This is a genomic window from Lutibacter agarilyticus, assembly GCF_900188235.1.
GTDB classification, from domain to species: Bacteria; Bacteroidota; Bacteroidia; order Flavobacteriales; family Flavobacteriaceae; genus Lutibacter; species Lutibacter agarilyticus.
In genome coordinates, this window is sequence record NZ_FZNT01000012.1 from 20,681 (window position 1) to 35,938 (window position 15,258).

Here is a 15,258-nt window from a genome sequence, read left to right on the forward strand (position 1 = left end):
TACATTACCTGTAACAGCACATAATACCATTTGTGCTTCAGGCTTAAGTGTCTCATAATCTATTAGGCCATGTGGAGATAGTAAAATTAATGCTTTAGGTGGTGTGAGTAACAAATGAATATAAATTGAATTCAATGAAAAATTAATAGGTACTTGTTCAATTCCTTCCACTGGAAATTATGAAACTTGGGAAACAATTATTTGCGATGTTCAAAAAATAGAAGGGAAACACGATTTATATTTAAAATTTGCTAGTGAAGGTGAAAAATTATACCATTTTAACTGGTGGAAGTTTAATAAATAATTTCAAAAATTAGCTTTAAATCAATCAATTGTTGATTCATAAAATAAGAATAGCATAAACATGAATAAATCAAAAAAAATAGGAACCTTTTTACTCTTTACGCTTTTAAGTATTACGACTATTGTTAAAGCGCAAAATCCAATTGTTAAGGACTTTGGAATGGCAGATCCACATATGTATATTTTTAATGATAAAGCATATCTTTTTTCCACTAGAGATGAAGATCGTAATGCAAATCACTTTATAATGCCCGACTGGCATATTTGGTCATCTAACGATTTAGTTAATTGGACTTACGAACTTAAAATAGATCCATCTGAAACGTATATGGGGAAAGGTTCAAAGCGATGTTGGGCAACTGAAACGGCTGCTAAAAACGGTAAATATTATTTCTATTTTTCAAATGGAAATGATGATACTGGTGTGATGGTAGCGAATCAGCCTGAAGGCCCTTACAAGGATGCTTTAGGGAAACCTTTATTAGAAAAAACGTTGACGCCAGGAAGTGAATATGATCCAACGGTTTTAGTGGAAGATAACGGCAAAGCTTATATGATTTTTGGACATCTTGATTCAAAAGATAAAGGATTGAGATACTATATTTCAGAACTAGGAGAAGATATGATTTCTTTGAAGGAAACCCCTAAAATTGTAGTTTTTAATAAAGAAGGTGGTTTTTTTAATGACAAGCCAAACCTTCATAAATATAAAGGAAAATACTACTTATCAGCTGGTTCTGTATATGCTGTTTCAAATAATATTTATGGTCCTTATAATTATGTTGGAAATTCAGGAGATGATAGTTATGGTTTAACAGGGCGTGCACACGGTAATTATTTTACTTGGAACAATCAATGGTTTCATACGTGGTGTAATTTTATTTCAGACCCGAAAATTAGATTTAGAGAATCATATATGACCTATTTACATTACAAAGACAATGGAGAAATGGTTGATGACACTAATTTCTTGAAAAAACATTTTTCTACAGGAATTGGAAGATATGATGCCGATTGGGATGTGGTTGAGGCTGAGTGGTATATGAAAGCTAATAAGATTGAAAAGAAAGAATCAGCTAACGGAGGTTTTGAGATACAGCAGATACAAAACAATGCAACGTTATCTTATCCAAATATTAAAAATCTTGTAAATAAAAAATTGATGACCTTTTATGTCTCTTCTCTTAAAGGTGGTAAAATAGAAGTTCGAGAAAAAGATGTTAACGGAAAATTGTTGGGAGCTTGTAAAATTCCAAAAACAGGTGATTGGAACTCATACCAAGAGGTGAGTTGTGACTTGAGTAATGTAGCTGACGTGTCAGATATTTGTCTTGTATTTAAAGGTAAAACAGAAGATATACTACATCTCGATTGGTTTAAATTTGGAGATGTTTCCTTTTCAGAATCAATTAAAATTCAAAAATAATTAAACCCTTTAAATTCAAAAATATGAAAAAAGTATTTTACCTTATTCTACTTTCAAGTTCAATAATTAGCTGTTTAAAGAATGAACCTAAAACACTAGCGGAAAGCGAACCAATAGCTAAAATTGATCAAGATGTATTTTATCATTATTCCATTTGGGAAGCCTTCGTAAATAAAATTTATGACGGTACACTAAAAGCTTCTGAATTAAAAGAAAGAGGTACTATAGGCTTAGGATCTTACAATGCATTAGAAGGTGAATTGGTGATGTTAGACGGTATTTTATATGAAGCGTTAGGAGATGGAAGTGTAATTGTGGTGAATGATACTACTAAAATAGCCTATGCCAATGCCGCTTTTTATAAAGAAGATGTAGCTTTTAAATTTGAAGATACATATAATTATGAAGACCTTAGAAAGGAATTAAACCTACAAACAGGATCTAAAAATTTCTTTTATGCGTTTAAGATTCATGGTACGTTCCAAAAATTGAAACTTGGAGGTGTACCAAAGCAAGAAAAACCTTATACTGAAGGTTTAGATGTTTTGATACCTAATAGACCTGTTTTTGATAAAGAAAATATTACAGGAACTATGGTTGGTTTTTACTGTCCAGAGTTTATTGGTAAAATAAATGTAACTGGGTATCATCTTCATTTTGTGTCTGATGATAAAAAATCTGCTGGACATGTGATGGAATTTACCAACGCATCTGATTTAACAGGAGGCTATAAAAAAATAAGTAAATATCAGTTTGATTTGCCTGAAACGAATGAATATGAAGCCGTTAATTTAGAGAAAAGCTTTCAGTATAATAAAAAATAACCAAGATGATAATCAAGTTTTTACAATTAACATTATTGCTATTTGCTTTTTTAAGTTGTACCAAACAATCTTCTCCACAGGATTTAGAAGCTAATTTTAAAAATCCACCTATTGATGCAAAACCAAAAACATGGATGCATGCAATGAGTGGAAATATGTCAAAAGAGGGACTAACTAAAGATTTGGAAGCTATTGAAGAAGTAGGTCTTGGAGGTGTTTTACTATTTAATGTTTCTGCAAATATTCCTGCGGGTAAAGTGGTTTATAATTCTCTTGAACATCATAAAATGATAAAACATGCGGCTGAAGAATGTGAGCGATTGGGACTGACCTTTGGTTTTCATAATTGCGATGGTTGGTCGTCTAGTGGTGGGCCTTGGATTACACCTGAAAATAGTATGAAAATGTTGGTTTATAGTGAAACCATAGTGAAAGGCGGAGCATCTTTAGAGTTGCAATTAGAGCAACCGTTTACGCGAAGAGACTTTTATAAAGATGTTGCTGTTTTAGCTTATCCTTCGTTGGCTTCGGAAAAAGAAGATTTCAACAATAAACCGATAATTACGTCTTCAGATCCAAATTTTAAAGCGAACCTTATTACAGATAATAATTCTTTAACAGAATCTGAAATTAAGGGAGAAAACCCATGGGTACAGTTTGATTTTGGAAAGCCCTATACAATTCAATCATTTTTTATGGAAGTGAAAGATCGATGGGGAAGTGCTGAATTATTAACTTCAGATGATGGTGTGAATTTTACTTTAGTAAAAGACCTTTTTAAACATAAAACGGTCCATCATCGTTTAGATTTTTTTGATCACTTTGAACCAGTAACTGCTAGATATTTTAGAATAAATCTCTCTAGAGTTACTATGATTAGAGAAGTGGATTTGATGGCTACATATACTATTGGTAATCTAATGCCACGAATTGGGTTGAACAGAATTGACGATGATAAGCTTTCTAATATTGGAAACCCTAAAGATGAAATGATAATCGATCCTAAGTCAATTATTAATTTATCTAATTATATGGATACTAAGGGGCGTTTAAAAACAACATTACCTAAAGGAGATTATACCATTATGCGTTTTGGTTATACGACTAACGGGTTGGAAAATGCGCCTTCTTCTGTTGAAGGTCGTGGCTTGGAATGTGATAAATTCAGTAAAGAAGCGATAAAATCTCATTATGATGCTTTCATTACTAAAGCTGTTCAAAACCTAAAAGGCGTAAAGTCTATGCAATACATTGAGATTGATAGTTACGAAATGGCGATGCAAAACTGGACAGATAATCTCGACTCTATTTTTACAGCTAAAAAAGGATATGATTTGGTGAAATTCTTGCCACTATTTACAGGTAGATTTGTTGAAAGTGCCAACGTTTCTAATGCTGTTTTAGGAGATTTTAGAGAAGTAACTTGCGATTTAACAACGGAGAATTATTATGGATATTTTAGTGAATTGTGTCACCAAGACGGGCTAAAAACCTATTTTGAACCTTATGGAGATGGCTTGATAAATGAGTTGGATGTTGCAAAAATGGCAGATATTAATATGGGTGAATTTTGGCCAGATCGTAAAGTGAAAATGATTGGAGCTGCTGTTTCTGGAAGTCGTATTTTTGGAAAAAATGTAGTGTCTGCTGAAGCGTTTACATCCATACCTAAAAACAATTGGAAAGCACATCCTGGAATGGCAAAAACCATTGGAGATTCTGCTTGGGTTCAAGGTATTAATCAGTTTATGTTACATCGTTTTGCACATCAGTCAAATACACACGTAAAACCTGGTATGACGCTAGATAAATGGGGTTTTCATTTTGATAGAACCAATACTTGGTGGTTCAATGCAGGCGAGGCTTGGTTTAAATATATGGCAAGAGGCTCTTATATGTTACGGCAAGGAGTGCCCGTTTCAGATTTATTGATTTTTATTGGAGAAGGCTCACCAAATGCGCCTTTTTATAGAGATGATTTTGAACCAAATATTCCTAACGAAACTAATTTTGACAATGTGAATTCCGATGTATTAATTAATGGTATTACCATAAAAGAGAATCAACTGGTTTTGAAAAATGGTGCTACGTATAAAATATTAGTGTTAAAAAATTGCGAAAAACTATCATTAAAAGTGATAGAGAAAATTCATGAAATAGCACTTGCAGGTGTTCCTATTGTTGGTTTAGAATCTATAGAGCCATCAGGGTATTTAGTTTCAGAGACATTGAAATCCACTTTTGAAAAGTTAGTTTCAGAAGTGAAAAGTCAACCAAAAACTTATGTTAATTTTAATTGGTCGCACATATTTGCTGAAAATAATATTACAATCGACTTAGATTTTATTGAAAGAAATGATATGATTTATACGCATCGCAAAGATGTAGATACGGATATTTATTTCTTTTACAATAGAGACAAAAGCGTCAGTACGTTTGAGTGTGTTTTTAACATAGATGGTAAAATCCCTGAATTATGGAACCCTGTAACTGGTGAAACTAAAAAATTAGGACAGTTTACTCACAAAAATGGTAAAACAAAAGCTTGGATTAATTTGGAAGGAGAGGAATCCGTTTTTGTAGTTTTTAGGGAGTCTTCAAAAGAAATAAATTATGTAAGCCTTGAAAATGGTCCTAAAGATAAAAATACTGAGTTTTTGTTGAATGAAAAGAATCAATTAGAATTAGTAGCAAAAGAAAATGGAGCATATCTGGTAACTTTTAAATCGGGTGAAAAAATGGAACTTGATCTAAAAGATATGGCACAACCATATAATATCAATGGCTCATGGGAAGTTGAGTTCTTAAAAGACAATGATTTTGAAGCAACGCTTCCATTTGATGAATTGACAGATTGGAAAGACCATTTTAATGAAAATATCAAGTATTATTCTGGTACAGCCATTTATCGTAAAACCTTCAATTTTGATACTAAAAAGACAGGGAAAACAGAACGGTATATTCTTGATTTAGGTAAAGTAAGCATTGCTGCTGAGGTAATTTTGAATGGAAAAAATTTAGGAGTTTTATGGATAGCTCCTTTCATAATTGATATAACAAAAGAATTAAAACAGGGTGAAAATACGTTGGAAATTAAAGTCACAAATCAGTGGACAAACCACTTAATTGGAGATGAACGGTTTTCAGCAACGGATGGTTATGATAAAACAGCTATTTCAATGCCAGATTGGTATATCAATAATGAAACAATGCCAAAAAGTAAACGAACCACTTTTACAACAGCTCAATTTTACAATAAAAACAGTAGGTTATTGTCTGCGGGTTTATTAGGACCAGTTCAAATAAAAAATGAAAGGATGATGCTTTTAAAAAAACAAATTGATTAATGTGTTTTCTATGTATGAAAGCTTTAAATTGTTATTGTTTTAGTCAGTTTTTATATTGTTTATTTTTTAGCCAAAAAGGCTTGTTAATTTATACTAATTAAAACAGTATAGTACAGGATACATTTTTTTAATAGAAATTTTATTTTTAAAAAGAATTAGGAATGCCTTAATTTCACTTTAAAGAAGAAATAATTTTACAATTTTATGAGATTACTAAAAATAAGTTTAAGTGTAGTTTTAATGCTTTTTTGCATTCAATTATCTTTTGCAGTTCAAAAACCAAAAGTAGTACAACTTGTTTGTGAATATCACACCAACCCTGTTGGAATTGAAGTAGAAAAACCACGTTTTAGTTGGCAATTACTTTCTGAAGCAACAAATGTATCACAAAAAGCTTATGAAATTAGAGTTGCAAGTTCTGAAGCAGATTTGAAATCAGAAAGTAATTTAATTTGGAGTTCGGGTAAAGTCAACTCAGATAAATCGGTAAATGTTGAATATGAAGGACCAAAATTAAAATCAATGGAACGTGCTTATTGGCAAGTTCGAGTTTGGGACACTAAAAACAAAGTTAGTTCTTGGAGCAAACCTGCCTTTTGGGAAATGGGAATTTTAGATGATTCTTTATGGGTAGCATCTTATATTGCTATGGATGATGTTACAAAGGAAAAAAAATCACATCCTTCTCAATTTTACAGAAATGAATTTAAAACTGAAAAAACCGTTAAATCTGCCAAGGTTTATGTGACTTCTTTGGGTGTTTATGAATTGTATTTAAATGGTGAAAAAGTGGGAGATGATTTGTTTACTCCAGGTTTTACTTCATATAATAAAAGGCTACAGTACCAAACTTATGATGTAACGAATATGCTTCAGAAAGAGAATAATACTGTTGGAGCTATAGTTGGTGATGGATGGTATAGAGGAAATATTGGATGGCTGGGAGACTATGCTTATTACGGTAAACAATTGGCTCTTTTTGTTCAAATGCACGTTGAATATGTTGATGGAAGCAAGGAAACTATTGTGAGTAATTCAGATTGGAAAGCGTCTTATGGACCAATTTTAGAATCTGATATGTATAATGGTGAAAAATATGATGCTCGTTTAGAAATGGATGGATGGGCAACTAATGGTTTTGATGATCAAAAATGGTCGAATGTTCAAATTCTAGAGCATCCAAAAGATATTTTAGTGGCGCCACAAGGACCTCCAGTTAAAGCAATAGAAGAAATTAAACCGATAAAATTGATTACTACACCAAAGGGTGAAATAGTATTAGATTTAGGTCAGAATATGGTTGGTTGGGCACGTATGAAAGTGACAGGGAAAAGAGGAGACCAAGTAACTTTAAAATTTGCAGAGGTTTTAGATAAAGAAGGTAACTTTTTCACAAAAAATTTACGACTTGCTGATGCAACAGATATCTATACCTTAAAAGGAGAAGGAGAAGAAATATTTGAACCACGTTTTACTTCTCATGGTTTTAGATTTATACAAGTAGAAGGGTATCCTGGAACTTTAGATTTAGATGCTATAACGGGTGTCGTTATTCACTCGGATATTGCGCCAACAGGAAATTTTACAACTTCAAATCCTTTGATAAATCAATTGCAAAGTAATATACAATGGGGACAAAAAGATAATTTTTTAGATATTCCTACAGATTGTCCACAAAGAGATGAACGTGCAGGATGGACTGGAGATGCTCAAGTTTTTAGTATGACAGCAGCCTATAACTTTAATGTTGCGGCATTTTATACAAAGTGGCTAAAAGATTTAGCGGCAGATCAGTTTGAGAGTGGGAGAGTAACCAATGTAGTTCCAGATATTTTAACGAATGGAGGAGGCGTTGCCTCTAAAGGAGGTGCTGCAGGTTGGGCTGATGCTGCTGTTATCATTCCTTGGACGGTTTACCAATCTTATGGTGATGAACGTATTTTGAAAGAACAATATTCCAGTATGAAAGGTTGGGTAGATTTTATGGCTGTAAAAGCGGGTGATGATTATCTTTGGAACGATCCTAATCATTGGCATTGGGGAGATTGGTTGGCTCCAAATGCGAACAAGCCTGACTATAACGGATCTGTAACTGAAAAAGATTTGATTGCTACTGCATACGCTTATTACTCTACGGGACTTTTAAGTAAAATAGCAACTATTATTGGTGAAACTGAAGATGTTGAGAAATATAAAGAGCAAGCGAAAAAGTATAAAGCGGCCTTTATTCAAGAGTTTGTAACACCAAACGGAAGGTTGGTTTCACATACACAAACAGCTTATGCCTTAGCGCTTACTTTTGATTTGATTCCTGAGGAATTGATTGAAAAAGCGCAGAACTATTTTATTCAAGATATTCAAAGGTTTAAACATTTAACAACGGGTTTTTTGGGTACACCTTTATTGTGTAGCACATTATCTGCTATTGGTAGAGAAGATTTAGCATTTATGTTACTGAACAGAAAAGAATATCCATCTTGGTTATATCCTGTAACACAAGGTGCTACTACTATTTGGGAACGTTGGGATACTCAAAAACCTGATGGTACAATTATAGATGGTATGAATAGTTTTAATCATTATTCGTACGGAGCAATTGGTGAATGGATGTATAATTATATAGCTGGATTAAATATTGATCCTAAAAACCCTGGTTATAAGCATATCATCTTCAATCCACATCCTGGAGGAGGTTTAACAAATGCAACAGCCGATTTTCAATCATTATACGGAAACATAAAATCTGCTTGGAAAATAGAGAATGACACATTTATTTATGAAGTTATAATTCCAACAAATACAACAGGAACACTCACTTTACCAAAAGCAAAAGTAGCTGCTATTTTGTTGAATGGAAAAACTATTAAAACAGACCTTACTAATCATATGCAACAAGTTGGTGAAAATGTAGAATTAGAATTAGGTTCTGGAACTTATGAGTTTTCATATCCTTTCCAAAATTAAAAGCACAAAATTATAAGATAAGCTGTATTCGAAATTTTGATTTTCTTCAACCTGAAATAATTTCAGAATGATGTGTTTGAATTTTTTAATACAGCTTTATCATTTTAAACCAAATTATAAATCACGATCATTTATTCGTTAACTCCATTTTATGATGAAAATTAATACCTCAATAAAAAAGCACAAGCAAACTGTTAAATGGGGTGCTATGCTCTCTTTCTTACTTGTTATTTTTACAATAGGATGTGACTCTAAAAAGGAGGTTACCTATCCCGACAATTTAAGTCAGTTTCATGATAATTTAATGACTCATTATACGAGTACGCCAATTGAAAATAGTGCTATTGAAGATTTATTAGAGGGGTTAAATGAAGATGGATCGTGGAAAAGTATTGATTATGCAAATAAAAGAAGGGGAAGATGGCCTGTAAAATTGCATTTGGAGCATGTTCAATTTTTAGCAATCGCTTACCAAACGGAAGGTTCAAAACAATATCATAGTAACATTGTTTCTGAAAAAATTCATACGTCGTTAAATTATTGGTTAGATAATGATTTTTTAAGTACCAACTGGTGGGATCAACACATTGGAGTTCCTGAATTGTTATTGCCAACGCTTTTTTTAATGGAAAATGAATTGAGCAAAGAGCAGTTAAAAAAGGCCATGGTGTTGCTTAATAGAGCAAATATTAAAATGACAGGTCAAAATAAAGTGTGGCTTTCAGCAAATGTAATGTTACGTTCATTATTAATAAGAAATGCCGATTCAGTTGCTATTGCAAGCAAAGCATTACAGGGCGAATTAAAAATAGCGAAAGGTGTTGGAATTAAACCTGATTGGTCTTATCACGAACATGGCGCTCAAATGCAATTTGGAAATTACGGCTTATCCTATTTAGAAGATATGATAAAATGGTATTCAATATTAGATGCCACACCTTATAAGTTTGATGATACTAAAATTGACGTTTTACGTAATTATATTTTGAAAGGGCAGCAATGGGTGTTGTGGAATGGAAAAATGGATGTGAACACGCTTGGAAGACATCTTTTTAAGGATGAACAAACCAATAAATACCTTCAGTTGAAAGCATGTTTTGAAAAAATGGAAATGCTAGATGAAGCGCATGCGCAAGAATATAAAGATGCAATGGATTCTAAAATTATTTCAGGAAATAAACATTTCTGGGAATCAGATTTTCAAATTCATAGAAGCCCGAATTTTTATTTTTCAGTAAAAATGAGTTCAAAACGTGTGATTGGAACAGAATCTGTAAACGAAGAAAATATACAAGGTTATTATTTGGGTGATGGCGTTTCTTTATTATATACTAACGGCGATGAGTACAAGAATATTTTTCCATTTTGGGACTTTAAAAAACTGCCAGGAGCTACCATTATTCAAGATGATGAGCCTTTGCCAATTATAAAAGCTTGGGATTTTAAAACCCAAAGTGAATTTGTTGGTGGAGTTAGCAATAATGAAAATGGAATTTCGGCAATGAATTACGAACGAGATGGGGTAAAAGCCCATAAATCGTGGTTTATGTTTGGCGATAAAATAGTATGCCTTGGAAGTGGAATTAATGCAGAAACTAAATTTCCAGTTGCTACGACTATTAATCAGGTATTTTTAAAAAATGATTTAAAGGTTAGTCAAAACAATAAAATTAGCGGTCAATTAGAAAAGAATCAGGGTGCAACACCCGATTGGATTCTTCATGACGGTACTGGATATTTTTTCTCAAATAAAGGAAGCGTAAAATTAGAATCTAAATTTTTAGCAGGTAGTTGGAATAGTGTTGCTAAACGTTATCGTCCTGTAATTTTGACTGAAAGTATTTTAAGATTGTGGTTTGATCACGGTGAAAATCCTAAAAACCAATCGTATGAATATATTTTGGTGCCAAATGCAAATGAGGATAAAATGATGGAGTTAACAAAAAACACACCTTTTAAAATTATAAATAGTGTTAACCAACAATCGGTTATTTCTAGTGACGGATTATTGGGTGGAATTGTTTTTTATAAGGCAGGGGAAACTAAATTGTTTGGTGGGATTGAAGTTGACAAGGCTTGTGTTATTTTAGTTGAACAGGAAAAGGACGGTTTACATATTTCCATAAGTGATCCATCTCATAAACTAGAAAAAATCAATTTAAAATTCGGTGCAACTTATAAAAATCAATCTGTAACGGTAAAGTTACCTGAAGGTGATTATAAAGGGAGTACTGAAGTGCTTTTTTTGAAAAAGTAAAGTTAGTTTCATAAGGAATATCAATAAAACAGCAAATAATGACAATAGTTAAAAAGTTGTATTTACAACTGCTTTTCTTTTTTTGTGCTGCAATTATGTATGCACAGCCAAGCCCAGAATATATACAAAAAATAAGAGGAAATGTAGCTGTTTCTTGGTTGCTTTCAGTAGGGAATAATATAAATGCAACACCCTTACAATTCAATTTAAAAACAGCACAAGGTTTTGAAAATACGCATAAAAAGGCTAGAAGTATTGCGTTATTAGATAATTCTTGGGTGTTTTATCCTGTTGAAAACGGAGTGGTTTCTACAAAAAAGAAAGAGGTAACTATACCATATTCTTTTGAAAGAAATAGAGATTATGTTTCTGGCTGGTTTATTTCAAATTACAGCATTTCAAAAAATAAAAAGAAACGATATGTTTTAAAATTGAACAGGGTTGAATTATTTAGCGAAGTATACATAAACGGAAAACGTATTGGACATCATTTTGGAGGATTTACACCATTTGAATTTGATATTACTAATGAACTGAAAAAAGGAGATAATACCATTGCCATTTTTGTGCGCGATAAAAGTGCTACGCTTGATAATGGAAAAATTTACAATCAGGTTGGTGTTTCAAGAATGGGAAGTTACAATCCAAATAGTTCCAGAAAATTACCTGGAGGTATTCATGATAACATACGTATTGAAGAATTAGAAAGTACGCATTTAGAAAACATTTTTGTTAAAACTTCAACTCGAAATAAAACATTAGAAATTGATTATGAAATAGCTTCTGAAACAACACTGGATTCAAAAGTGAAATTTGAAGTTTTTATTTGGTCAACAGGTGAAAGAGTAGATTTAGAGCTGCCAATTGTTCAATTAAAAAAAGAGAGTAATAGTAAACAACCGTATAAAGTAAACTGGGGGAATCCAAATTTATGGAGTCCAGATCATCCAAATTTATATGTGTTACGAGCAACCTTAAAGCAAGGAAATACAATTGATGTTGTAGATACACGATTTGGGTTTAGAGAATTTTGGGTAGAAGGAAAACAATTTATGTTGAATGGAAAACCTACTGTTTTAAGAGGAGAATCTCATTATAGAGATAATAACCACGATGTAAATTACCATAGAGAACTGTTTTTAATGCAGAAAAAAATATATGGTATAAACGCCTGTAGAATTCACGCAACAATGCCACCTAATGAAATTATGTATGGAGCTGATGAAGCCGGAATTTTATTGATTGACCAATCTGCAATTTGGTCGGTAAATAAACCATTTTATAACAAAGGAGGCGATTGGTTTGCTAAAAACCTAGAAAAAGAGTTTGAAGAATGGGTAAAAAGAGATCGAAACAATCCTTCCGTAGTTATTTGGGATGTTGAAAATGAAATGCTTCGTTTTAACTTTGAAACTTACAAATGGATAAAAAAGCTTCCAGATTATATCAACAAATTTGATACAACCAGACCAATAAATTATTCAGGAGCAGGTTGGTTTAGTGATTCGCAAGAAATGGTGTCTTTACATATGCAAGAGCACTATACGCGTATAATGAATGATTGGAAAGAAAAAGATATACGCCCTTTAATTATGGGCGAATTTTGGGTTGGAGGAAGATCTGAACAGCGTTTATCCAATTCTGTCGAAATAAAATCAGTGTTAGATAGAAACATACAAGAAGCCAAGTTGTATGAAGAAAAGCTATTAGAAATGCGGAATTTTGGAGTAGCAGGAATGATGCCGTTTAGAATATCGTTACTATCTCTTTCAAAAACACCCATTGAAGGCGGACAAGAAATATCATTTTCAAATAACACGAAAAAATATACGCAACCGGAAGTTGTTCTTCAAAAAATTCACCACGCATTACAACCCGTAACTACTTTTTTATGGCCAAGGTCAACCTATGTTGAAAAGGGAAAATCACTAAAAAAAGAATTAGTAGTATGTAATGATAGTGAGATTGAAGATACGTTTTCTGTTCAATGGAAATGGTTAGGGGAAAATTTTTCAGAAGAAATTTTGTTAGCCCCAGGAGATAAAAAACGTATTGCTTTAACACTTGAAGATTCTAAAGAAGATTCGTTTTTAATTGCTTCCGTAGTTCAAGATTCAAAGCAAATTTCAACGGATACGCTTTTAATAAAACCTTTTGAAAAACCATTGTTGGCACAAACCAAACGGATTCAGGTATATAAAAATGAAACATTGGTTGGTATCTTTAAAGAAGCAGGTTTCGATGCTTTTTCTTCGAAAGCTATTCCAACAGTTGAAGATAATGTGGTTTGGGTATTTCCTGAACATGCAAACAATAGAGAGTTAACGACTATTAAAACTGAAATTGAGAATTATTTAGCTAATGGAGGTGCAATTTTAAGTTTAAAACAAGATCAAGCACCTACGTGGTTTCCTATGAAATTTCAGTTTGGTTCAGCCAATCAAGCTAATTTGCATAATTACGCAAAAATGGGTTGGGAAGGATTGAATAAGGATTTGTTTTATTCTACAGAAGCACCGATTTATGCGTTGTCACATCCAATTTTTAAAGGACTAAATACAACTATTTTAGAAGGTTGGAATACTTTTGATGGTCGTGTAGCTGATGATGTTTTTGTGCGCCCTTCAAGTAATAGTAATTACGAACAAGGAAATTGGAGAACATTGGCAGGTGGTACCCGAAGAGAAAATATCAGTCTTGCAGAGGTGTTTTATGGAAAAGGATTTTTAGTTGCTTGTCAACTAAATATCATAGAAAATATTGAAAATCCACAAGCCAACGCTTTATTGGTAAATACCATAAATTACTTATCGAATAGACAGGCTCAAAAATTAGGAGGGAAAGTACAAATTGAAGGAACTACAACTGCGGCTGATATTGCTAAATTAGTAGGAGTTCATGAAAATGTGTTTCAAAATGCAAATGCAGCAAACGGTGATTGGATGCTTGCTTTTGAAGGCGCTAAAATGGTGACTATTAATGCTTGGAAAGCAAAAGGAGGAAACGTATTGGTATTATCACCAAAAGTTGCGGATAGTTTTGAAGGTGTAAGAACAAGTGAAGTTCAAGAGCAAGGTTTGTTAGCTACCAAAATAGCTGATAAAGGTATTTTAAATGGAGTTTCATCAGCAAATTTTATGTCTTCAAAAAAATCATTAGTGCACAGTTACTTTACAGAAATACCAACAAATTCAGAAGTGCTATTACAAGGATTTATTTCTAATTCTACTTTTTGGAGAGTCGAAGATTCTTTTCCTGTAATGGTTGAAATACCTTATAAAAACGATAAAATTATCGTATCAACAATTCAATTAGATGCACAGCCAATAGCCGATCAACAAGAATTTTTAAGTTTAATATTAACTAATTGTGGTGTTTCAATTCCGTTTGTTGAAGAGCAAATGCAGTCAGAAATTTTGATTAAAAAAACAGTTCCAATTACCGTTGATGGAAATTTAGAGGAATGGTTAGAAGATATGGAAGACCGATTTGTAACACAATTTATACATGCGCAACCAATTTACCTAACTTCTGAAAACACAATTGAAGGTCCTCAGGCATTCGATTTAAATTTATCAGCCATCAACTATATGATGTCAAATTCAGAAGCATTGCATATTGCAGGCGTTGTTTTTATGGAACAAAAGTTTTTTGGACCAGAACAATATCCTGGAAATAAAAATTATAAGCAACAATTTAAATTAAATGAAGATGTAATAACGCTTGAAATGTCAGATGACGTAACAAGTGTTTGGGTGAATGGGAATGTTTCAGAAAAAGTTGAGGTGAAAACGGGGAAGTTAAACTCAAAAGAAATGACAGATGCAACAGAACTACAATTCAATTTTATGCACGCAAGTGGAAAAATAAAAACATTGGATCATTTAGTTGGTGAAACTTTTGAAGTGAAAATTCCTTGGAGTTTGCTTAATTTCAAATCAACTTCAAAAAAAGGAAAAGCACTATTTAGTTTAGATAATAAGACTTCTAAAATTCAATTGCCACTTAAAGCTGATTCAGAAAAGAAAGAGAATTGGGTGCAAATAACAATTGAGAATTAAATAAGACAAATTTTCGTTGTTATTTTGGTGTAATTCGTTTTAAATTAGTCTTTTATATGCTTTTTTAATTTGAGTT

The 15,258-nt window shown here is 32.5% G+C and carries 7 protein-coding genes; all 7 read left to right on the plus strand.

Annotated features, from left to right (window positions below; all coding sequences use genetic code 11):
- Nucleotides 1-145 precede the first annotated feature (145 nt).
- The 7 genes from CHB67_RS17495 to CHB67_RS16265 all read left to right on the plus strand — a co-directional run bounded on the left by CHB67_RS17495 (nucleotide 146) and on the right by CHB67_RS16265 (nucleotide 15,182).
- Entirely contained in the window at nucleotides 146-304 is a 159-nt protein-coding gene (locus CHB67_RS17495) for a carbohydrate-binding protein (protein WP_394335364.1), read from the plus strand.
- A 60-nt stretch (nucleotides 305-364) separates the two neighbouring features.
- Nucleotides 365-1,729, plus strand: coding sequence for a family 43 glycosylhydrolase (locus tag CHB67_RS16240; protein ID WP_089382862.1), 1,365 nt, complete (start codon nucleotides 365-367; stop codon nucleotides 1,727-1,729).
- A gap of 23 nt (nucleotides 1,730-1,752) precedes the next feature.
- Nucleotides 1,753-2,553, plus strand: coding sequence for an acetolactate decarboxylase (budA, locus tag CHB67_RS16245; protein WP_089382863.1), 801 nt, complete (start codon nucleotides 1,753-1,755; stop codon nucleotides 2,551-2,553).
- Between the two features lie 5 nt (nucleotides 2,554-2,558).
- Entirely contained in the window at nucleotides 2,559-5,900 is a 3,342-nt protein-coding gene (locus CHB67_RS16250) for a glycosyl hydrolase (protein WP_089382864.1), read from the plus strand.
- 204 nt (nucleotides 5,901-6,104) lie between these two features.
- Complete coding sequence (locus CHB67_RS16255) at nucleotides 6,105-8,864, plus strand: alpha-L-rhamnosidase (protein WP_217900280.1); 2,760 nt, start codon at nucleotides 6,105-6,107, stop codon at nucleotides 8,862-8,864.
- A gap of 151 nt (nucleotides 8,865-9,015) precedes the next feature.
- The gene (locus tag CHB67_RS16260) at nucleotides 9,016-11,121 is read left to right on the plus strand and encodes a polysaccharide lyase 8 family protein (RefSeq protein WP_089382865.1); all 2,106 of its coding nucleotides are present in this window, start codon (nucleotides 9,016-9,018) and stop codon (nucleotides 11,119-11,121) included.
- 38 nt (nucleotides 11,122-11,159) lie between these two features.
- Entirely contained in the window at nucleotides 11,160-15,182 is a 4,023-nt protein-coding gene (locus tag CHB67_RS16265) for a glycoside hydrolase family 2 protein (protein WP_089382866.1), read from the plus strand.
- Nucleotides 15,183-15,258 lie beyond the last annotated feature (76 nt).

Coding starts and splice junctions, on each gene's coding strand:
- CHB67_RS16260 (WP_089382865.1), top strand. CDS start 9,016: ATGATGAAAATTAATACCTCAATAAAAAAGCACAAGCAAACTGTTAAA.
- CHB67_RS16265 (WP_089382866.1), top strand. CDS start 11,160: ATGACAATAGTTAAAAAGTTGTATTTACAACTGCTTTTCTTTTTTTGT.
- CHB67_RS16240 (WP_089382862.1), top strand. CDS start 365: ATGAATAAATCAAAAAAAATAGGAACCTTTTTACTCTTTACGCTTTTA.
- budA (WP_089382863.1), top strand. CDS start 1,753: ATGAAAAAAGTATTTTACCTTATTCTACTTTCAAGTTCAATAATTAGC.
- CHB67_RS16255 (WP_217900280.1), top strand. CDS start 6,105: ATGAGATTACTAAAAATAAGTTTAAGTGTAGTTTTAATGCTTTTTTGC.
- CHB67_RS16250 (WP_089382864.1), top strand. CDS start 2,559: ATGATAATCAAGTTTTTACAATTAACATTATTGCTATTTGCTTTTTTA.